A 22,479-nucleotide genomic window follows, 5' to 3' on the forward strand; every position below is an offset into this window, starting at 1 on the left:
TATTACATCTACCTAGTTTAAGAAGGCCAGTTTTTTAACTGGCTTTTCTTATTTTTGTTGTATGGCCAAAATCCTGATTATAGAAGACGATACAACATTTGCCCAATTACTCGAAGGTTTTTTGACAAAACATGGCCATGACATTTCTTTGGCTACGCACATCAAACCATCTTTTAAGTTGATTGAAAATGAAACTTTCGATCTGTTTTTAATTGATTATCGCCTTCCGGATGGAATCGGTTTCGATGTGATTACGCATAACAGAAATCTCGGTATCTCCACGCCAATTATTATCATGACGAGTTTCAATGATGTTCGCACGGCTGTTAAATCCATGCAAATGGGTGCTTTCGATTATATTACCAAGCCTGTTAATCCCGACGAGCTGTTAATGGTGATCAAAAATTCCTTAACTAAAAAGGAAGCAAAAGCTGTTGAAATTGAAAGTACTGATGCCGACCTGATAAAAGGTAAAAGTGCCATTGCCGATAAACTTTATGCACATATTGACCTGGTTGCTCCAACAGATATGTCGGTTATTATTCAGGGTGAAAGTGGTACAGGAAAGGAATTTGCAGCCAGAACTTTACATCAGCAAAGCAAACGCGCCAATAAACCATTTATAGCGATAGATTGCGGTGCTTTATCGAAAGATCTGGCAGCAAGTGAATTATTCGGACATGTAAAGGGTGCCTTTACAGGTGCCTTAAACGATAAAAAAGGACAGTTTGAAACCGCAAATGGCGGAACGTTGTTTTTAGATGAGGTGGGTAATTTAAGCTATGAAGTGCAGATTAAATTACTCCGTGCGCTTCAGGAACGGGTAATCCAACCTTTGGGAAGTACAAAACATGTTACTGTAGATGTTCGGATTATTACAGCTACCAATGATGATTTGTTAAACAGCATTTCAGCTGGTGAGTTTAGAGAAGATTTATATCATCGCCTTAACGAATTTAAAATTCAGTTGCCGCCACTGAGAAACCGTGGTAGTGATCTGGAATTATTCATCAATCACTTTATACAACTTTCTAACCGCGATCTGGAAAGAAATGTAAAGAGCATCTCTGCCGAAGCAAAATCTTTACTCCTCAATTACGACTGGCCTGGAAATTTAAGGGAACTCAGCAATGTGATCAAACGCATGGTATTGCTAACACCCGGCGAAGTGGCCCAGGTAAACGCCTTACCTGATGAAATGATGATTGCTGTAACCCAACAAACTTCACCAGGAAGTTCCTCTGATTTGAAAGCCGTGAATGAGCATAATGAGAAAACTTTAATTGCAGAAACGCTGATTAAAGCCAAACATAACAAATCTAAGGCAGCAAAAATGCTCAATATTGATCGAAAAACGCTTTATTCTAAAATGGAACGGTACGGGATCGACTAACACTTATTGATTAATCCAAACGCAATATCTTTTATTCTTGATAAAATAGCTACGCAAATGATTTAAGTATTACTTTTCTCAGCTGCGGGTTCCATTTCTGCTAGCACTACAATTAGTGCTTCTAATTTCAATAATTGATCTAAAACAGCATCCTTAATACGCTGATCTAAACCTTTTTCTGCGATTTCAATTTCCAGTAGCCGCAATGCTTGCGCCAAAGTCTTCGAACCCATTTGTGCCGTTCGGCCAGCAAGCCGATGAACAATTAAGCGGCTTTTATCCTGATCATTTTCTTCCAGATGAATTTTTAATACTTCTGCATCATCAATACAATCTTGTTTAAATCTTGCAATGATCTTTTCCAGCATCTGCTGATCACCAAAGGTCATTTTTTCGATAGAAGAAAAGTCAAACTCAGGTGCTTCTATTAACAGTTCAGTTTTTTCGAAAATGGAAAGTAAATCTACCGCCCGGAAAGGTTTTAAGATTAACCCATCAAAACCTTCACTTAATACCATCTCCCGCTCTTCTGGCAATACCTGGGCAGTAATGGCATAGAATTTAACGTTAGCAGGGAGTTTTTTCCGCAAGATATGACAGAGTTCCATACCCGTCATTTCTGGCAAACGCATATCGACTAAAACGTACTTTAGCAGAGGATCAGCCTCCTGATGCAAAATATCGGCAACCTGGTTAAAGCTTTGATATGGAATTTTATTTTTCTCAAAAATTAATTCACAGAGTTCCAGAATTAACCTGTCATCATCAATAACCCAAACCATTCCAGGATTTACAATGGCATACTGATCCAGATCCAACGGATCTATTACCTTCTCTGTAGTTTCCTGATAGGTGAGGTAAATATTAAAGGTAGTTCCAATCCCCGCTTTACTTTTCACATGGATTCTTCCACCCTGTCCATCTATTAAGGCCTTTACAATAGGCAGACCCAAACCTGTTCCGGTTTGATTGAGCACATATTTTTCAGGAGATTCAATCTGCTCAAACTCCTTAAATATTTTAGGAATATCTTTTTCATCAAAGCCAATCCCGGTATCCTTGATGGTGAAATTAAAATGGAGGTTTCCGGATTGTTTTTTGCAGGTTACAGATAAGGTAATCTCTCCCTTTAAAGTAAATTTTACCGCGTTCCCGAGCAAATTGAAAAGAATTTGTTTCAATCGAAAAGCATCGCCACTCACAAATTCCACATCACTTAAATTTAAGTTTGTAATTAGCGTGAGCGATTTCTGCGCAGCCAATGGACGGATAACAGACGTAACCTCTTCGATAATCTTTTTAACATCAAAAACCTGTTGATTAAAACTAAACTCACCAGAGATAATCCTATTATAATCCAGCACCTCGTTTACAATCTGAAGCAAATGAATAGAAGACTGGTAAATGGCATCCACATCTTTTTTCTTGGGCTGTTCTTGCTGAGCGATCAATTCTGCATAACCTAAAATAGACTGCAAAGGGGTTCTGATTTCATGACTCATATTAGAAAGAAAGCGTTGCTTCGCCTTGCCATGATATTCGGCCAGGTCTTTAGCCTCTTCCAATGCTTTACGATATTTATTACTCCTGGTAATATCGGTGAGGATTAAGTACAGGAGGATAACCGTAAGAAAAAAGAATGTAATAATGATTGCGGTAATTTGTGTTATCCCATCGTTCACCACTTCCCTGGCCTGGATGCCATTCAAATCTACCTGTGCCACCGCTTCACCTTCTACTTCTCGTAAAATTTGAAGCATCTGATTGGTTAACGCATTACTGGCTGTAGATAGATTAGCCTCCCGCTTTAAAAACTTCTGGCTTTTCTGACGTTGCTCTTTCTCAATATTTTTAAGTGAGCCAGCCATACTTTTCATAATACTGTCTTCCGCTTTTGCATTCAGCGTATCACGTTTAACCTTAAATTCCTCGTTAATGATTTTGTAAACTTCTGACTTCTTTTTACCAAACAGCTTACTTAAAAAGCCTCTTGATTTCTCTTCTTCTTCTGGTGCAACGGTGGTAGTTGAGGTAGTGGTTTCGGTGGTTAGCACTGCGCTATCCGTCTGGCGTGATCGTGTTGCAACTAACTCATTTAATTTCTGTACTTCAGTAGAAAACGATTTTGTATTTACTAAAGTCTCGCGAACTTTCAGATAAGCAATAAACTGTTTATCACGTTCTATTAACAAGTTTTTAATAGATTTAATTCTTTTAAGCTGTAGCGCATCACCAGTATAAAGACGCCGCAGTGTATCCAGGTTAGACCGCAGCTGCCTGGATTCTTTTAAAAAATTATAATTGCCTTGCTTGTTAAAAGCCTCATCTCGTTGGAGCTGATCAAGCCGGGCAATTTTATGCGATAACTCGTTTACAATCCTTAACCTGGCATTTGGAGCAGAAATTTCTTCAACAGTGTTCAGCATGCGGGTGAAAGCGAATTTACTGATTCCCCAAGCCAGCAGCAAAGCAAAACACGCAAACAGAAACCCGATGATTACTTTGCTTTTTATTGCACGAAAAAAACGCTTCTGAATTGCGGCTGCCATGAACTATAGATTTGTGTCTTAATCATTAACGAAATTTTCGCCCGAAAGACATATCGAACAATATAATACAATTGTACCCCTAAAAGGTTTAAATTATTTACTTAGTTTTGCTCTAAGCCAGGAAACATGAACCGCATTGATCGCCTTTTCGGCATATTAATACTTCTTCAATCAACCAAATACAATACTGCTGAGAAGATTGCAGAGCGGTTTCATATAAGCGTTCGCACGGTATACCGGGATGTGAAGGCTTTAAGCGAGCAGGGAATTCCGATCAGCTTTGAGCATAATAAAGGTTATTTTCTTGTTCAGGGATATTTTTTACCTCCGGTTTCTTTTAATACAGATGAAGCAAATGCCTTACTGCTGGTAGAAAGTCTGGTAAATGGTTTTGCAGATCACTCCATCCGTTCTCATTATTCTACCGCGCTCACAAAAGTAAAAGCGGTTTTGAAAACCGCACAAAAAGAAAAGTTAGAAAACTTAAATCAACACATCAAACTGCAGATTCCAGAACGCTTAACTTTCAATTACACTTACCTTTCCCTTATTCAGCAGGCTATTTCTGAGAAAAATTTAATCGAACTGGACTATAAAAATGTAAAGGAAGAAGCAACCAAACGTTGTGTGGAACCTATTGGATTAATTTTCTACGCTTTTAGCTGGCATATGATTGCCTGGTGCCATTTCAGAAATCAATACCGCGACTTTAATTTAACCAGAATTGTTTGCCTTAAAAACCTGGAAACCCCTTTTTCCAAGACAGACCACATGCCTTTAAGCGACTATATGAGTATGCTACCAGTTAACTTCTAAAAATCAACTACTAGCTTTTCTTTCAACTCACAGATCAGGCAGCTCCGATCCATAAAAACTGCTACTATTTCGAGCAATAAAAATAAAATGATTTTATTTTTTAGCACTGCCATAGGGTTGTCACTACCGCCTGTTTTCTTTGTATCACCAAAACGAAAAAAGATGAGCTTCGCCGACTTACTATTAATGGAATTACACGGAATGGAAAAATCAAAACAAAAAAATATGGATATTATTAAAGCATTATTGAAGGAATTGGAATCGGAGTTTATCACGACCAAGAAATTTCTGGCCCTTGTACCTGTGGATAAATTTGATTGGGCACCACACGAGAAAAGCATGAAATTAAAATCACTTGCCAGCCATATTGCAGAGCTTCCTGAATGGGTTAGCCTGGCGCTTACTACCGATGGATTAGATTTTGAAACTGCTCCTTACCAGGAAAAAAAGGTAGAAAATAATGAGGATTTGCTGAAGCTGCTGGAAGAAAGTTATGAGAAGGGGAAATCAGAATTGGCGCAATCCAACGTAGAAGACTTTGATAACCAGTGGATTTTGCGCAATGGCGAACATATTTTAGGCGACTTAACCAAATATGAAATGATGCGCATCGCATTTAGCCAAACCATTCACCACCGTGCACAGCTGGGTGTTTATTTAAGAATTTTAAATATTCCCATCCCTGGCAGCTATGGCCCGAGTGCAGATGAGCCAGGGTTTTAACCCTTAAAAAAATGAGAAAATAATAAAACCCTGGCCATCCGGCACAGGGTTTCTCAATTGTCCCCAGTGACACACTATAAAAAAAAGTGTTTCTTTATTATACTGGATTTACCATCAGTATAAATTGCTTTGTGTTATGCACAAAGCGATTTATTGCCAACAGCTATTTTTGGGTAATCTATCTGTTCTAAATAATCCTGGTAAGCCAGCAATACACCTTCTTCCAGTTCTACTTTTGGCTGCCAGCCAGTATTCTTAATTCTCGAAACATCGAGCAGCTTTCTTGGTGTTCCATCGGGCTTTGAAACATCGAAAATTAAGTTTCCATCATATTCCAAAGCTTTTGAAATGGTTGTGGCCAATTCTTTAATGGTCAGATCTTCACCTGTACCAATATTTACAATCTCACTGCTGTTATAAACTTTCATCAGGTGAACACAAGCTTCTGCCAAATCATCAGCGTATAAAAACTCTCTTTTAGGCGTTCCTGTACCCCACACCGTTACCTCTGGTGTACCTGCATGTTTTGCTTCATGAATTTTGCGAATCAAAGCGGGCAAAACATGAGAATTTTCCAGGTGGTAATTATCATTTTTACCATATAAATTGGTTGGCATCGCATTAATATAGTTTACACCATATTGCTTAGCATAAGCCTGACACATTTTTATTCCGCAAATTTTAGCAATCGCATAAGCGTCATTAGTGGCCTCCAAAGCACCTGTTAACAGGTATTCTTCCTTAATGGGCTGCGGTGCAAGTTTAGGATAGATACAAGACGAACCCAGGAATAAAAGCTTTTTTACTTTGTTAACCATGGATGCATGGATCACATTGTTCTGAATATTGATATTCTGAACTAAAAAATCTGCCGGGTAAGTATTATTGGCCAAAATACCGCCAACTTTAGCCGCAGCTAAAAAAACGTAATCTGGTTTATGTGTCGCGAAGAAATGGTCTACTTCCAACTTATCAGTCAGATCCAATTGTTTTGAAGTTCTTTTAATAATGTTGGTGTAACCTTGCTTCACTAAGGCCCGTTCTATGGCTGAGCCCACCATTCCTTTATGGCCAGCAACATATATCTTTGCATTTAAATCTTTTAAATCCGTCTGTTCCATTTTATTCATATTGATTTTTGATTACGTAACCCGATTCTTTAAGTAACTGGTCTTTTTTGAAAAGTTCTACGTCTGCTTCAACCATTTCACTTACCAGCATTTGCAGGTCGTATTTAGGTTTCCAGTTTAGTAATTGGTTTGATTTAGTTGGGTCTCCAACCAATAGATCAACCTCTGTTGGCCTGAAATATTTCGGATCAACGGCAACTACTTCTCTGCCAATTTCTAATTGATAATCTGGATTATTGCAGTACACAACAAATCCTCTCTCTTCTACACCAGTACCAGAGAAACCAATTTCTACACCGATTTCTGCAAAGGCTAACTTCACAAACTCACGTACAGGAGTGGTGATTCCCGTTGCAATTACAAAATCTGAAGGAGATTCCTGCTGAAGAATTAAATACATGGCTTCAACATAATCTTTCGCATGTCCCCAATCTCTTCTGGCATCAAGATTACCCAGGTAAAGCATATCCTGAAGACCCAAACCAATTTTAGCAACACCTCTGGTAATTTTTCTGGTTACAAAAGTTTCTCCCCTAAGCGGACTTTCGTGGTTAAATAAAATCCCGTTACAAGCATACATGCCATAAGCTTCTCTATAATTTACAGTAATCCAATATGCGTACATTTTGGCTACTGCATAAGGAGAGCGTGGATAAAAAGGAGTAGTTTCACTTTGTGGTACAGCTTGTACTAATCCATAAAGTTCTGAAGTAGAAGCCTGGTAAATTCTAGTTTTCTTTTGTAAGCCTAAAATTCTGATGGCTTCTAGAATTCTTAATGTTCCAATTCCATCTGCATTGGCCGTGTATTCCGGAACATCAAAACTCACCTGTACGTGAGACATTGCACCCAGGTTATAAATCTCATCAGGTTGTACCTGTTGAATGATTCTGATCAGGTTGGTGGAATCTGTTAAATCTCCATAATGAAGAACTAAGTTTCTGTTTTCTACTTCTGGCCCCTGATACAAATGATCAATCCTATCCGTATTAAACTGCGAACTTCTTCGTTTAATCCCGTGTACTTCATAACCTTTTTCTAATAAAAGTTCAGTTAGATATGCACCGTCCTGACCGGTTATCCCTGTAATTAATGCCTTTTTTTTCATTGCGTTTTTTATTTAATATTTTTTACTTTTTCTTTAAAATGCGTTTTCATGTCCTTTGAAAACTTGCTTTGCGGTAAGCATAATAATTTTTAAATCCAGCTTGTTAGACCAGTTTTCTAAATACCAGATATCGTGTTTTACCCGGTTCTCCATCATCTCATCTCCTGTTGTATTTCCCCTAAAACCTTTCACTTGTGCCCATCCGGTAATGCCTGGCTTTATGCTGTGCCGAACCATGAAATTTTCGATCGTTTGCCTGTACTCTTCCGTATGTTTTAACATGTGTGGGCGTGGGCCAACTACACTCATATTACCGATAAGCACATTAAAAAACTGAGGTAATTCATCCAAACTCGATTTTCTTAAGAATTTGCCGATGCTGGTAATTCTTGCATCGTTCTTTTGTGCATGGTGAGCGTGTGCATGCTCATTAATCACCATTGTACGAAACTTATAACACCAAAATGGCTGATCATCTTTACCCGTTCGCTGCTGTTTAAAGATTACTTTTCCCTTGCTATTTGCCCGGATAAGAATTGCTACAATAACATATACCCAGCTAAAGGCAATCATAACAGTTAAACTAAAGAGAATATCAAATCCTCTCTTCAGCTGTTGCTGGAAAACATATTCCCTGTTCGCCGCATCAATTGGAGCACTTAGTGCAAACTGATTATTTATATTACCAGCTAATTCGCTTTCGAAATGATCTATAATTGATTCATCTGAGAGATTAAAGTTGTTCATGATGGTGCTGAGGCTTAATTATTGTTACTGAAAACCAATTCTGTTTTAATTTCCTTAATCTTCGGCACAACGGCTTTTGATTCTTTTCCGGTTTCTATTTCAGAAAATAAACGTTTCAAAATCACCTCCCTATTCAATTCTCTCATGGCATATTCACGGGCATTATGTGTTCTTGCCTGGTAATCGCCAGAACAGCAGGCCAGGATTGTACTGGATAAAAGATTTTCATCTTCACAGTTAATCACCACTCCTATATTATTTGCTTTAATAATTTTATGCAGCGTACTTCCTTGCTCTGCCGTAACCAATGCTAACCCTCCTGAAGAAAGTATTCCAGCCAATTTAGATGGCATCATCAAATCACAGGCGTTTTTCTTTTGCAATACCAGGTGAACATCACTCATATTTAAAAACTCGTTAAAAATATGTAGGGGCTGCAGCGGCAGAAAGCTGATATTCATTAGATTTCTATTCTTCGCAAATTCTTGCAGCTTGTTTCGGTAAGGGCCATTTCCGCAGATAATAAACTGAATAAACGGATACTGTTGGAAATCATCAGCAATAGAAATTAAACTTTCTAAACCCTGTTTTTCACCGATGCTACCAGAGTATAAAACAATCTTGGCATCAGGCTCGAAGCCCCATTGTTTTTTCAGTTCAGCTCTCTTATTAATGGGATGAAACGCGTCTACATCTACCCAGTTTGGAAACATGAGCACTTTTTTATCAGTCTTTAACGCTACTTTCTCCAACATCCCTTCAGAAATGGTAGAAACATACGTGGTTCTTTTCAGGATAAATTTCTCCATCTTCAGCATCAGGCCAAATAACGACTGATTTTTGATCACGCCAAGATCTCTGGCGGCTTCAATCTGCAAATCCTGAATATGATAAACCATCTTACTTCCTTTTATAAAGCAATAAAAACTACTTAAAAACCCGAGGTGAAATGGTGGTGCCACACAAAAAACGTAATCGCTTTTTGGCTTAAACAGCAGGTAAATCATCATTAGTAAGGAGGTTAAAAAGAAGCTGATATCATGCAGAATTCTTTTCTTTCCGGTTGGCGTAGATGGCACATAAAGCGGGCACCTATACACTTTCAGGTCTCCAGTTTCATTTACCTCTTTCTTATAGAACAATCCTCGGTATGGCTTTTGAACGCTCCAGTTTGGATAATATGGAAATGAAGTAACTACCGTACAATCATATCCATTCTTGACTAACCAATCAATCATCTCTCCCGAATATTTCCCAATACCAGTAAGTTCAGGCGAAAAATTAATTCCAAGTAATAAAATGCGTTTTTTGGCGGTGTTGATTTGTTCCATAAAATTTGTTTTGAGCGAGCACATCCAAAGATTGATGCGTTTGTTTATGCTTACTGGTTAGCAGAAAGAAGCAATATTTTTATTCTTTAAAGAGGTGGGCATGGGCTAATGATTAACACATACCTGAACACCATTGGTTCCTGGTGTTCGTTTATTTTAACAAGCAGTTTATCGAAACCAGTAATCCGTTTCCGATGGAAATCGAAACATTAAATTACTGAGTAATTTTTCTATCCCGAATGTATACCGCAGGATTTCCGGAGTAAATTTTTCTGGATTCGAGATTTTTTGTCGCTACAGAATTTACAGTAAGTATGGCGTGAGATAAACATTTAACTCCCGGACAAACCACCGATTTTGCGCCTACCCAAACGCCATCTTCTAAAATGATTGTACCTAAACGGTAGGGGAAATCTATTTTATTATAATCATGATTTCCGGTAAGCAACATGGCCCCCTGAGAGATGCAAACATGGTTGCCAATCACCACATCATCCAGGTTATCAATCCAAACCAACTCACCAATCCAGCAATGATCACCAATAACCAATCTTCTGGGGTTTTTAATAATCACCCGTGGTTTAATAATCAAACCCGTTCCCACCCTGGCGCCGAACAACCTCAGCAAGCTTGCTTTTATCGAACTAGGCCATGGAATGCAACTGTTAAAAACCAGGTAATTAAAGGGATACCACAATATATCCTTCCATTTATTACCGGCATTATAATCTCCGATATCGAACTTCGAAAGATCACTTTCTAATAGGTTTGCAGTTTCAACACTCATTTTAGTTTAGGTTAGAGATGGCATCAACAAACTTGGTCGTTGCCGATACGGTAGCAAAGTTTTTGGTAAAAGAATAGAATGCATTTTTAGACATCATCATCTTTGTTCTATATGAGCTTTGTCCCCACGATTCCAAAAGCTTCTTTGTACCATCAATTGTATTATTGGAAACGTAACAGCCTCCATCTTCATTAATTTCCCGCCAGATATTTACCTGATTCGAGATTAAAACCGGTTTGGAGCAGCCAAGTGCTTCCACCACTGCAATTCCGAAATTCTCCTGGTGACTGGGCAGAATAAAGGCTTCGCAACCATAAAACGCGCCCCACTTAGAAAGGCCGGATAACATGCCCGTAAAAACGACCGATTTTCGAAGCAAAGGATGTTGATCTACCTGCTTCTGAATTTTTTTTCCAAATTCACTTTCTAAATCTGGCCCGGCAATAACCAGTTTTGGTAATAAGCCGGCAAGTTCTGAACGTGGATTTGATTCTACTGATTCAATAATGGATGAATATGCATCCAGCAATAAATCAACTCCTTTCTTTTCGTTTATTCTACTCAGAAAAAGGATATATGGTGAATTATCCAATTGTGGACAACGGCTCTCAAATTCAGCTTTCATTTCATCAACATATATTGGCGGGTGTTCTACACCCAAACCCGTAATGTAGGTTTTCTTTGGTTGGTAGGGTTTAAAAGGCAACTTAGCCAATGCAGCCTCCTCCTCGCAGGTAAATAAAATCCCATCAGCGTTGTTAATGAGTTTATTTTCGATAAACTTCCAATAGAAGGTATTTCTCAATGCTTTCATTTTCCTGCCAGATGCCCGCTGAAAATAAGGATCGAGCATGCCATGCGGCATTACAAATACTTGAGGTACTTTCTCACCTTGTTTAGCTGAGATATTTTTAATGGCTTTCTGTAAAGAGAAGCCCATAAACGTCCAAAGTCCGTGTACTATTACCTTATCGAAATAAGATAAATTGGTTATAAACCAGGCGGTAAGCCTTTTATTGTATCTCCAGGGCCCTTTTCCACGCCCAAGCGCATGAACCGTAAAAGAATCATACTTGAAGAAAAAAGATTCAGCATCATCTAAACTAACAACTTCGCTATAAATGTTTCTGGTAGATAAACCCGCAACGATTGTCCTTACTGCCTGACACACACCCCCTTCTTTTGGATCCATAGAGGATACGACGTGGAGAATCTTTTGCACTGGCTGCTCGCTCATTATAATAATATTTAGTTTTAAGTCAAATTTAATTTGACAAGTTCATTTATTTGATCTATCGCATTCTGGTGATGAAAATGCTGATGAACCATCTGGTAATTCTTTTCTACAATCGCCATATATGCTTCCGGATAATCAAGAATATGCCTGATCTGTTCTACAGGCTTTTCCCAGTCTACTTCAATTACCGGATTGTAATCAAACAATTGGGTAATCTCTTTTGGCGCAGCGCCAAGAATTACACATTTCGAAGCCATGGCCTGCAAATACCGAATGGTAAGTGTAGAAACCTCTCCAGCCAATGCCGGATGCGTAACACAACGAGGAAAACAAATGCAGATTTGCGAATCGGCAAGGCCTGCAGTAAAATCAGCAGTGGTTGGAAACTGTAGTTTCTTTTTTAAGCCATGAACAGCAACATCATGTGTTGCAGAACGTTCCTGGTACTGGTAATTGATCTGATGTTTTTCACAACCATCTACAATAACTTCGTGGTACTGTTGCCACGATCTGCCAAATGAAAGTATATTAATGGATCTGTCTTTCCACGCCTTATGTTGATAAGCATGAACATCTATCGTTTCTGGTACCCAATGCACTTTACAGTTGCGCAGATTTAATTTCTTAAAATGCGCTGTAGCCTGGTAAGAGGAAAGCAAAAGCAAATCAAGGTTACTTTTATTTACCAGTTCCTCCACACGCTTAAAATCCGGTTCCCAAACGTCATAAGTCCACAGTACCCGCAAATCACAATCGGTACCATAATATGGAAATGTTTTTGCAGTGAGGTAATAGTAATATGGCAAGCCAAGTGATAGTACGGCACCTTTAATTTTAACCCGCTTTAAAACTGGTTTTAAAAGCGCTTGCACAAATGAATAAAAACGAAGTGAAAACGAACGGGGATTAAACAGTTTCGGTCCGCGTTTTATGGTCCAGCTACTTTTATCCTTACAATAATCTTCGAAAGCTATTAAATGTGTAATATCCGGACTTGCCTTTGGAATTTGCGAAGTAACTAGCGTAACCATATATAAATTTTAAGCAGTTATTATTAATTCAATTTCACTATCCGATTGTAGACCTGCTCAAAGTCATCCATCGCTTTTTTCTTATTAAATCGTTTGGCATTTTCTATCGATTTTGTAACTAGTGCTTCCTGATTCGGTGCGTTCAAAACCTCTTCTACAACAAAGGCGGCATCATTTGCCCACTGTTTTGGGTTTTCTATATCCCTCAGCGGAATAAGAAAGCCTGCGTCACTAACCACTTCTGTCATTGGCGCTTCATTACTGGTAATTACCGGGCAACCACAAGCCATTGCCTCTGCACTAGGCCAGCCAAAACCTTCAGCAAAAGAAGGAAAGAGGAAAAGCGACGCGCCTGCATAAATCTGACTCACAATTTCATCACTTTGCCCAACCAGAAAATGAATATCACTGCGGTAGGAAGATTCTTTCTGAACCTTTCCTATAAAATCATCTGGGGGTGGACCAACCAATAGCAATGGAATTCTTTTTTTAGTCATTGATCGCCATGCGTTGTAAATTTCGATTACACCATTTCTGTTCTTATACCAGTGATTACCGCCAACATGGAGTAAATAGCCATTGCTCAGGTTAACACCAAGAGATAATGATAAGGATGCACGAACTTTGATTTTATCTAAAGGCTTGTAGAATGCTTCAAGTCCGTTATAAATCATATAGGTGTTTATTTCAGCTTCAGGCATTAATTTCTTTAAATCAGCATCCGTTTTATAAGAACTGGTAATAAAGTGCTTGCCTTTTTTAAAGCCGTCTCGAATAAACTTTTGATACATCTTTCCGGTGAAACCAACTTCTTGGCCTTTAATTTCGCCCATGGCGGCCCATTGAGAAAGAAAATCATGACAATGCATCACATGATTTCTGTTTCGCACCAACGGCATCCATGGCCCCTGCGCCTGATCTGTAAATACAAAAATCGTTTCAGGACTTACTTTCTTAAGCTTTCTTTTTACCTGAATCGGAAAAATGACATACTGATCAATATAACCCATCCATTTTTTCAGTTTAGAAGGGAATGGCAAATCAAAAAAAGTAGATTTCGGTGTCCAAACGCTCACCTCATGCGCTTTATCCCTCATGCCATCTACTAGCATATTGGTAAAACGTGGCATACTGGAAAACGCTGGTCTTTTCTCTGATCCAAAAAAATCAGGGTTTGAAAAGAAAATAATTTGCATAATATTTAGGTTGAGGCGGGTTTAAATGGGTTAGCTTGCTAAAGCGCAATCAAATTTTCTTCTTTGGGCAGCCAATGCAGCAATGTGTTTTGATAACTCCATTGGGCACTGTCGCTCACTTATACGTAAACGTTCTTTGATATTTAGGTTAATTCTATCAGAATTTTTGCTGTTTGTAATAACGGAGCAACCTGCAGTTAGTGCAGACTTTACGGTGGTTAAACCTGGCTCATTATCGTCAGTAACGATCAGGATATCAATTGCATGATAATGATCAGATAACTCGTATTGACCATCGATTTTTACATAATGCAAAGGCACGCTATAATCTATAAAAGTTTTGGTGCCTAAGTCCATAAAATCATCGGTAAAATCTCCAGAATCAATTCCATATAAGTGGGTTTTTAAACGGATATGATCTGGTAAGTCACTAAGCATGGAATAGATAAGGCTAAACAGATCGGCGTTTAAGCAATGATTGTTAAAAGCCACCACAATTGCCGAAGGATCTATTTTAGCTTCAAATCGCTTTCGGTGGCGCTTTTGTCTTTGTTTATCCCTTTCGTTGAGCATATCATTCAGTTGTTAATTTGCGTTAAATAATCCTTTTTCCAGGATGAGCTTACAGATATCTTCATTCCCCAACTTCAGGGCTCTTACCTTTTTCATTCCTGCTTTTTTAATGGTTTCGATATTGTCTCCAGCCAGCAATTTTTTACAAAGTGCTGCACATTCCTGTGCATCATTCCAAAAAACAGCTTCCTTACCATCATCATAAAGCGCCAGGTGTTCACTGGTGCGTTCAGCGCAGAGTAGTCCGCCAGCATAAGGCACCTCCATCGATCGGGTAGTATGTAAATCCCGGTTGCCTTTAGAAAGTAAACCCAGACAGATTTTTGCCCCCTGAATGGCTGCGATATAATCTTTGCCACCTAAGTTTGCACCCCGATAATAGGGTTTAAGCACCGAAAAATACTTGCTTTTTGTCCAGCGATCTCCCCAGATGGAAACAGGAATTCCGGCATCTATCAATACTTTTATAAATTCATCTCTGTTTTCATTCCGCATCCAGGTACCAATAAATGCCACCTCAGATTTAAACTTTGCAGGTATTTCAGCTTCGTTTTGATAAGGCGCGTGCGCTATTTCATCGTAACACATCATCACCCTGATCACTTTCTTAGCACCTAACGCTTCAAAATCTTCGGCAGTTTTGGTGCGTACTACAGCAATAACATCATATAAATTAATGGCATCGAGTAAACTATCAAATCGGTGTCCATCCCTTTTACCTGTCGGGTCATCAATGCTGTACAAGATTACCGGGCAATTAAATTGCTTTAAAATCTGCAGGCATTTCCTTCCAAAAAACTCTCCGTTATCTACCCAGATTACATCGGGCTTTAAGCCAGATTGTAAAATATGCTTTAGTTTACGTTGAACAGATGGCTGAACCAGGCGATAACCACTGCGAAAATTTATGGCCCTCATTAAAGGAGACCTAAAAAAAGCGGAAAGATTTTCTTCCGGGTTAAAATGTGTTACCCGATGCCCAATTCGCTCTAAAGCTTTTGCCCGATGGCAAGCCGTAGAAAAATGACGGTTATCACCAAAAAATAATATATTAAGCATGAAAATTTTACAACAAATTTGAAATCACCAGCCTGCAAAGTGGCCTGTAACAATAATGGAAATATATCAAAAGAAACAGGCCGTAATTCGTTTACCATTTAGCACAGCAGGCTGTGCATGTCTTTCGATTTCAAATAATAACTTATACCGCGATGGATAATCCTCTTTCCAGGATACGTCTACAAATATCCTCATTACCCAAACGCAGCGCCCGTACTTTTTTCATCCCGGCCTTTTTAATAGTTTCGATGTTTTTTTCTGCCAATAGCTTTTTACAAACTTCGGCACATTCATGTGCATCATTCCAAAAAATGGCTTCCTTACCTTCGTCGTAGAGTTCGGTATGTTCACTGGTACGTTCTGCGCACAACATCCCGCCTGCATAAGGCACTTCCATAGATCGGGTAGTATGTAAATCGCGATTACCTTTAGAAAGCAAACCCAGGCAAATCTTTGCACCCTGAATGGCCGCAATATAATCTTTGCCACCTAAATTCGGACCACGGTAAAAGGGCTTAAGTGCTTCGAAATGCTGACTTTTAGGCCAGCGATCTCCCCAAATGGAAACAGCAATACCGGCATCAATTAGCACCTTTAGAAATTCATCTCTATTTTCATTCCGCATCCAGGTGCCAATAAATGCCACCTCAGATTTGAAATTCGCAGGTATCTCAGCCGCATTTTTATATGGCGCATGTGCAACCTCATCATAGCTTCTCATCACCCGCAAAACGTTTTTCGCACCTAGTAATTTGCATTCATCTTCGGTTTCTTCCCTTACCACCGCAATTAAATCGTACAATTTGATAGCTGATAAAAAACTATCAAACCTTCTTCCATCTCTTTTCCCTGTCGGATCATCAATGCTGTATAAAATAATCGGGCATTTAAACTGCTTTAAAAGACGAAGGCATTTCTCACCAAAAAACTCTCCATTATCTACCCAGATTACATCTGGTTTTAACCCGGAATGCAAAATCTTTTTTAATTCTAGATAAATAGTAGGCTGTACCAGGCGATAGCCACTTCTAAAATTAACCGCACTCATAATAGAAGACTTAAAATAACCAGGCAAAGTTTCTTCTGGATTATGATAGGCCAGGATCTTGTGCCCTATTCTTTCCAGTGCCTTTGCACGATGAAATGCGGTAGAAAAATGGCGGTTATCGCCGAAATATAAAATGTTAAGCATAATCTTTAATTAAAGTTTGAAAATGTTTACAATTTGAGATTGGCTGATGTGCCAGATTTAACGAATAAACCCGAAAACTTAAAAACAATAAAATATAGAAATAGGCTTTGCACATAACCCCTTATTAAAAAAGTAAAAGGGCCGGCTACACTTTCTGTTGGTAAATATTGAAAAATAGAGGTAAGTGCCAGTAATCCGCACACGCTGAAAACAATATTGTGCTCCAGCTTACCATTAAGCATATATTTTCGCGATCCTCTGATTACGAATTTGTCGAACAATAAAAAAACAGGAATCATTACCAAACCAAGAATAAGCAGATACCAATAGCCGAATGCAGCCATTCCTGTACCAGACATATTTCCTAACCGGTAACCACCAAAGGTTACATTTCCCGCTCCGGCCAGATTATAGATATAATCACCGAAAGATTGCGCATATAAAGTTTCTTTATCAATGCCAGGTTTGATTACCCTAAGAATTGGATCAGGAAGCGCACCCCAAACATAATTGATGGTATGCGACCTCATTAGTGGATTATTTTCGCCCACTTTCTCTGCCTGCACCAGGCTGGCATCACTATACTTTATCGTAGCGAAACGGGAAGCAAATGCATTGTCTAAATAACGTTCATCCCAGTCGCTTTCCAATTGTCTATCTTCAAGCCTGCGTATAGCAATGGCCCGGTCATCTTTCATGGCAATCCAGGTCTTTTCAATCAGCTCTTTTTTACTGATATCCGAACGTTCAGAACGAACAAGCAACATGGCTGTTCCTAAATTTCCAAGCGGTCCGTTAATAAACCATAGCCCAAACAGAGCCAGTAAAACAATTTTGTAATTGATCTTCGGAACGCCGAAAACACCGATAAGCAAACCTAAAAAATAAGCGAAACCAATGGAGGCAAAACCAACCATAAAAACCCCGCGGCTATTTCTGGCAATACTCACTATAAAAAGCAAAACCGTAAAGCCAGCCAGAAGATAAATGGTAGACTTTTTAACCTTACCTATGCCGCCAAATAAAGTTTTAAAGGGAATAAAATAAGGTGCATAAGCAAAAGGAAACAATGCCTGAATGGCTTTCCCAGATGCATCGCCACTAATTTCTGTCGCCAAAGCCTGATTAAAAACCAAAACGTAAATATTGGCCAGGAAACCAATAATCCCCATAATCCACAATTGTAAATTCTGTGGCGTTTGGAAAAAACCTAATTTCTTTAAAATAAATGATTCGCGGTCTCTTTGGGTCGGCAAAAGCCTGTAAATATAATGCGCAATAAATAATACAATTAAAACCAGGCTTGCATGAAAGAACACATCCTGCGGTTTCTCCAGATTATACACAACTGGTTTAAATTCCATTGATGTAAACAGCAAGGGGAAATAAAACTGTGTGGAGGCGAAACCGATTACAATAAATAATGATAATGGATATTTCTTCACCATATCATCTGTAAGAATAAACTCGGTTACAATCAGCCAAACGATTGCAATGTTGGCCAGCACAATCACGTTATCAGTTGTCCAGAAGAAATAACACTGAAAACACAATGCAATAAACAGCATCACTCTGGAATAAAATTTGGCGTGACCTAAAAATGCCGATCCTACCATAACCTTTACCAGGGGTATAGGTTTTTTTAGCTGATAGGCTTTATTTTTTTGATATGCTGAAATATTCATAAATTCAATTAATTTTTGCTTCCAAAACCACTTAAAATGGCTTTTGCTTTAACTACTGCCAATTGTGGTAAGGTAAGCCAGTAACGATAAAAATTGTATCCCAATAACAATAAGAAGATACACAGCGTTAGCAGTTCATATTTCGGACTAATGATCATGGCAACCAAACCCAGGCTGGTTAAGGCTACAGATGATAATGCGATTCTAAATCCCCGCTGAGGCCACCTCAAACCGGCATCTTCCAGCCATTTCCCTGCAATTTTGGTAAATGCAACCGAAGCAGCAATTTCCGATAGCAACAGTGCCATACCAGCACCTTTAATTCCGTAAACAGGAACGAGAATAAAAATTCCCAATACTGCGATAATGGCACTCATTATAGAGATCATTAATTGCGGTTTTAACAGGTTGTTCCCTTTTACTACAGCAATACCAGGTTGAGATAAAGCATAAATGAGAACACTTAATGATAGCAAGGCAAATAACCAGGAATCAAAGCTTAGTTTACCTCTTGTCCAGGCATGATAGATGATTGGCATAAAAGTCTGCACCACCAATAAACATGGTGCAATTACGGCGATGGTAACTACCCATAGCGTACTAAAAGCAACTTCCGTTCGCTCCTGATCTCGTTTGTGAAGAAAGGTCATTAACTCTGGCATTAGCGGATTAATAATTGTCCGCAAGCCTTGCAAGGCTACATTCGATCCGGTTCTGATCGTAGAAAAAACTGCAATACCCGTAGCGCCGATAATTGGAGACATGATTAGCCTTGCCCCCTGCTGGCGAACATTTTCTAAAAATCCGGTAGCAGAAAGATTTGTAGACCTGCAGAAACTGCTCCATCCTAATTCAAAAGATGGCTTAACTAGCTTTACTTTGTGTTTTTTCAATAACCTTAACATGTCGAACCAAACAGGAATATCAAAAGCAACCTTGGCTGCCCCCATTACAACGCCTGCCGTTAATAAATCTGCACCAAACACTACTGCAATTGCCGGCGATACCAGTAACATCGTATTGGTAACTACACCCCACCAGGCCATTCTTGGATAATAGCCGTAAGTAGCCATTATTCTGTTTAACAATCCGCCGGCGGTGTTGCAAAGCAACCAAACGATAGACTGAATAAACAGTACATAAAAGGCTTGAATTGCTTTTCCTCTTAAGGATGATCCCAGATCTTTAAAAATCATGGGCAAAACATCCAGCCAGTAAATCAGTAAAACAACTGCAATCTGGATCAAGCCTAATACAATGGCAACCATCATTCCTGATGACAGCAACTTGCTCATTTTCTTCGGCAGCTGCCCTCCAAGTTTCAGAAACTCATAATTCATGTATTCCTGAAACCCTAAATCAAAGGCACTAAGTAAACTCGAAAAAGACAATACTGCAAGCCATAGCCCATATGTTGCCGCATCCCAGAAACTTAAGTAAAGAGGTACAAGTAAGATTTGCGCAGACATAGCTACTGCAATTTGCACCCATGAGGCGATTGTTCCGGAAAGTATTCTTTTTGAGGCAGACATGAAATAGTGAGTATGAAAATGAAAAGCTTAGAATCTTAATGCAAGATCTGTGAATGCACCAGAACCTAGTTTTTTATTGCTTTTTTCACTATAGTAACCGTAATCCAATGCATAGCCAAATCTGCTATCCATAAACACACCGTTAAATACAATGAACATATTCCTTACTTTTTCTTCCTGGTATAATTTTTCTACAAAATTAAGTTCAGTTTTTGCCGTATGGTTATGTCTAACCATATATAAACATACATCTGCAAACTGCGAAAGAATCAATCCGTCGGTAACCAAATGCATTGGCGGCGAATCAATAATAATGTGATCATATTCTTCTTTTAGCTGGTTAATTAAATCAGCCATTTTATCGCCTTCCAATAACTCTGAAGGATACATTGGAATAGGACCTGAACCAATGATAGATAAGTTTTCATTAAAAACAGAGGGTTCAATGATCGCACTTAAATTAGCCTTTCCTTCTAAAAAGCTGCTGATCCCAAGTGTTGTATTTTTAGTTTTAAAAATTTTGCTGATTCTCGGCTTTCTCATATCCAGCTCCAGAATAATAGTCTTTTTCCCGGTTGCCGCTAATGATAAAGCGAAATTACTGGCTACGAAGCTTTTACCTTCACCCGCTACACTCGAGCCAAACAAAATCACCTGATTATTAGAACCACTGGTTTGCTGTAAAATATTGGTACGAAGGTTACGGATTTGCTCAGTAATCGCAAAAGCGCCCTTCTTAAGCATAACCAACTCGTTTTTTCCACTTTCGTGGATCAGTTCTGCAATTACCGGAACAGCTGTACCCAACTGGATATCGTTCACCGTTAATACCTTATTGCGAATATTTTTCCTGAAAGATAATAAGCCTACCGGGAATAGCAAGCCCAAAAGAAGCGCAACAGTGATCGGTCCTTTTTTCTTCGATTCCGGTTTCCCTGCATACGCATTTTCTACAATACGCGCATCTTTCAATGTGGAGGCATAACTTAGCGCCACTTCTTCTCTTTTTTGCAAAAGATAGATGTAAAGACCTTGCTTAATGTCCATCTGGCGTTTAAAACTTACATATTGGCGTTCCTGTACCGGAATATCCTTTATTGAACTTTCAAAACCCGAACTGATTTTACGCAGCTCACGGTTGGTAGAAACCAAAGAAGCCTTAATATTGCTAATGGAATTTTTAATCGCCGTTTTAGTGCTTTTTATCTGAGAGTTTAGTGGAAAAAATATGGGGTTGCTTTCTGGTGCAGTAGCCAATAACTGATCCTTTTCTAACAATAACGCACTTAGTTTACCCACTAAAGCTACTAAGCCCGGATCTTCGATCCCGATTGTTGCTGGTGGACTGGAAGAATTTTTTTCGGAATTTACATAACGCTCAATGCCATTAATGATATTTAACTGCACACTTACGGCACCTAATTTTCCATCATTCGATTGTGCATTATCTAAATAATACTGGCTCTTTGAAGAAATCTCTGTTAAACCAACACTACTTTTATAACCTTCAACCGTTTTTTCTGCTTGCGATAATTCTCCGCGTAAAGAAGTTAAACGATCATCAATAAACTTTAAGGTATTAAGCGTTTCTTTATTCTTGTTTTGGATATTAGAATTTTTGTAAACACTGATTAACGTATTTAAAGTTCTGATCGCCCTTAATGGAACCTGGTCTTCAATATTAAGCTCAACCAGGGGAGCCTGTTTGTTAAAACTAGTCGATATTTTTTCCTGGTAAGCAGTTACTGCTGTTTCCAACGGAACCATATCTACTTTAATGGTTTCGCCTTCATAGTTTTTTAGTTTGTTGGTAGCCAACAAAGTGAAGCTTCCAAAACTCGTACTTACCGGTGCACCAAATTTACCTGGAATCTCTTCTTCGTTCTGAATGATTTTGAATTCTTTGCCATCAATAATCTTCACCTCAAAATTTTGTGTGGATAAGGAAGTTCTGGGCTTAATCAGCTGAAGGCGAAAAGGTGATGAAGTATAAATATCAACCGTTTTAAGACTTTGCTTCACACTGTAATTAACCCACAACTGCAAGGAATCAACCACATTTCTAATTAATGGACGCGATTTGATAATCTCTACTTCACTCTCCACCAACTTGTTACCAGTAGATAGCGAGAGCTGTTCCATAGCAGCCTCCTTTACATTTGTTTCTTTATTTTTATTATCGTTGATGGATATTTTTGCCTTTACGTTATACACGGAATTGGTAGAACTGATATATACAAATGCAAGTACTATCGCTATAATTAAACTCAACAATACAAGTGGCCAGTGATAAAGTAAATTACTCACCAGTTCTGATATTTTATTTTGCTTTACCTCTGCCTGTTCTACAAACGGAGTGTAAATAAATTGTTCATTATTAGTTTTCATAA

At 38.7% G+C, this 22,479-nt stretch carries 18 protein-coding genes; 3 read left to right on the forward strand and 15 right to left on the reverse strand.

The genetic code is table 11. The annotated features are described in order from the left end of the window. Nucleotides 1–61 precede the first annotated feature (61 nt). Nucleotides 62–1,393 (forward strand): sigma-54 dependent transcriptional regulator, encoded by a 1,332-nt coding sequence (locus tag SOM16_RS14035; RefSeq protein ID WP_320464619.1) that lies wholly within the window; start codon nt 62–64, stop codon nt 1,391–1,393. 62 nt (nt 1,394–1,455) lie between these two features. On the opposite strand, the gene SOM16_RS14040 is transcribed toward SOM16_RS14035, so the two are convergent. Beyond that, nucleotides 1,456–3,942 carry a hybrid sensor histidine kinase/response regulator gene (locus tag SOM16_RS14040; RefSeq protein WP_320464620.1) on the reverse strand — a complete coding sequence of 829 codons (2,487 nt, stop codon included), beginning with the start codon at nt 3,940–3,942 and terminating at the stop codon, nt 1,456–1,458. A gap of 126 nt (nt 3,943–4,068) precedes the next feature. On the opposite strand from SOM16_RS14040, the gene SOM16_RS14045 reads away from it, so the two are divergent. Both SOM16_RS14045 and SOM16_RS14050 read left to right on the forward strand, forming a co-directional pair. After that, a complete protein-coding gene (locus SOM16_RS14045) occupies nt 4,069–4,758 on the forward strand; it encodes a YafY family protein (protein WP_320464621.1) in 690 nt (229 codons plus the stop codon). Between the two features lie 162 nt (nt 4,759–4,920). Beyond that, entirely contained in the window at nt 4,921–5,481 is a 561-nt protein-coding gene (locus SOM16_RS14050) for a DinB family protein (protein ID WP_320464622.1), read from the forward strand. A 134-nt stretch (nt 5,482–5,615) separates the two neighbouring features. Here SOM16_RS14050 and SOM16_RS14055 read toward each other — a convergent pair whose 3' ends face one another. From SOM16_RS14055 to SOM16_RS14120, 14 genes are all read right to left on the reverse strand, one after another. After that, nucleotides 5,616–6,602 (reverse strand): GDP-L-fucose synthase, encoded by a 987-nt coding sequence (locus SOM16_RS14055; RefSeq protein ID WP_320464623.1) that lies wholly within the window; start codon nt 6,600–6,602, stop codon nt 5,616–5,618. Between the two features lies 1 nt (nt 6,603). Further along, a complete protein-coding gene (gene gmd / locus SOM16_RS14060) occupies nt 6,604–7,719 on the reverse strand; it encodes a GDP-mannose 4,6-dehydratase (RefSeq protein WP_320464624.1) in 1,116 nt (371 codons plus the stop codon). A gap of 33 nt (nt 7,720–7,752) precedes the next feature. Further along, nucleotides 7,753–8,466, reverse strand: a complete 714-nt coding sequence (locus SOM16_RS14065; protein WP_320464625.1) for an exopolysaccharide biosynthesis polyprenyl glycosylphosphotransferase — start codon at nt 8,464–8,466, stop codon at nt 7,753–7,755. Nucleotides 8,467–8,480: 14 nt separating this feature from the next. Further along, nucleotides 8,481–9,797 (reverse strand): WcaI family glycosyltransferase, encoded by a 1,317-nt coding sequence (locus SOM16_RS14070; protein WP_320464626.1) that lies wholly within the window; start codon nt 9,795–9,797, stop codon nt 8,481–8,483. Between the two features lie 214 nt (nt 9,798–10,011). Further along, complete coding sequence (locus tag SOM16_RS14075; RefSeq protein WP_320464627.1) at nt 10,012–10,584, reverse strand: WcaF family extracellular polysaccharide biosynthesis acetyltransferase; 573 nt, start codon at nt 10,582–10,584, stop codon at nt 10,012–10,014. A 1-nt stretch (nt 10,585) separates the two neighbouring features. Continuing rightward, entirely contained in the window at nt 10,586–11,821 is a 1,236-nt protein-coding gene (locus tag SOM16_RS14080; RefSeq protein ID WP_320464628.1) for a glycosyltransferase, read from the reverse strand. Nucleotides 11,822–11,838: 17 nt separating this feature from the next. Then, nucleotides 11,839–12,852 carry a glycosyltransferase gene (locus SOM16_RS14085; protein ID WP_320464629.1) on the reverse strand — a complete coding sequence of 338 codons (1,014 nt, stop codon included), beginning with the start codon at nt 12,850–12,852 and terminating at the stop codon, nt 11,839–11,841. A 23-nt stretch (nt 12,853–12,875) separates the two neighbouring features. Then, complete coding sequence (locus tag SOM16_RS14090; RefSeq protein ID WP_320464630.1) at nt 12,876–14,048, reverse strand: glycosyltransferase family 1 protein; 1,173 nt, start codon at nt 14,046–14,048, stop codon at nt 12,876–12,878. A gap of 30 nt (nt 14,049–14,078) precedes the next feature. Continuing rightward, the gene (locus SOM16_RS14095) at nt 14,079–14,621 is read right to left on the reverse strand and encodes a hypothetical protein (protein WP_320464631.1); all 543 of its coding nucleotides are present in this window, start codon (nt 14,619–14,621) and stop codon (nt 14,079–14,081) included. 12 nt (nt 14,622–14,633) lie between these two features. After that, entirely contained in the window at nt 14,634–15,680 is a 1,047-nt protein-coding gene (locus tag SOM16_RS14100) for a glycosyltransferase (protein ID WP_320464632.1), read from the reverse strand. A 142-nt stretch (nt 15,681–15,822) separates the two neighbouring features. Then, nucleotides 15,823–16,872 (reverse strand): glycosyltransferase, encoded by a 1,050-nt coding sequence (locus SOM16_RS14105; RefSeq protein WP_320464633.1) that lies wholly within the window; start codon nt 16,870–16,872, stop codon nt 15,823–15,825. A 26-nt stretch (nt 16,873–16,898) separates the two neighbouring features. After that, nucleotides 16,899–18,557 carry a hypothetical protein gene (locus tag SOM16_RS14110; RefSeq protein ID WP_320464634.1) on the reverse strand — a complete coding sequence of 553 codons (1,659 nt, stop codon included), beginning with the start codon at nt 18,555–18,557 and terminating at the stop codon, nt 16,899–16,901. A gap of 8 nt (nt 18,558–18,565) precedes the next feature. Beyond that, nucleotides 18,566–20,089, reverse strand: coding sequence for a hypothetical protein (locus SOM16_RS14115; RefSeq protein WP_320464635.1), 1,524 nt, complete (start codon nt 20,087–20,089; stop codon nt 18,566–18,568). 27 nt (nt 20,090–20,116) lie between these two features. After that, nucleotides 20,117–22,477, reverse strand: a complete 2,361-nt coding sequence (locus tag SOM16_RS14120) for a GumC family protein (RefSeq protein ID WP_320464636.1) — start codon at nt 22,475–22,477, stop codon at nt 20,117–20,119. Nucleotides 22,478–22,479 lie beyond the last annotated feature (2 nt).

It is taken from the genome of Pedobacter sp. CFBP9032, assembly GCF_034045265.1.
Lineage (GTDB): Bacteria > Bacteroidota > Bacteroidia > Sphingobacteriales > Sphingobacteriaceae > Pedobacter.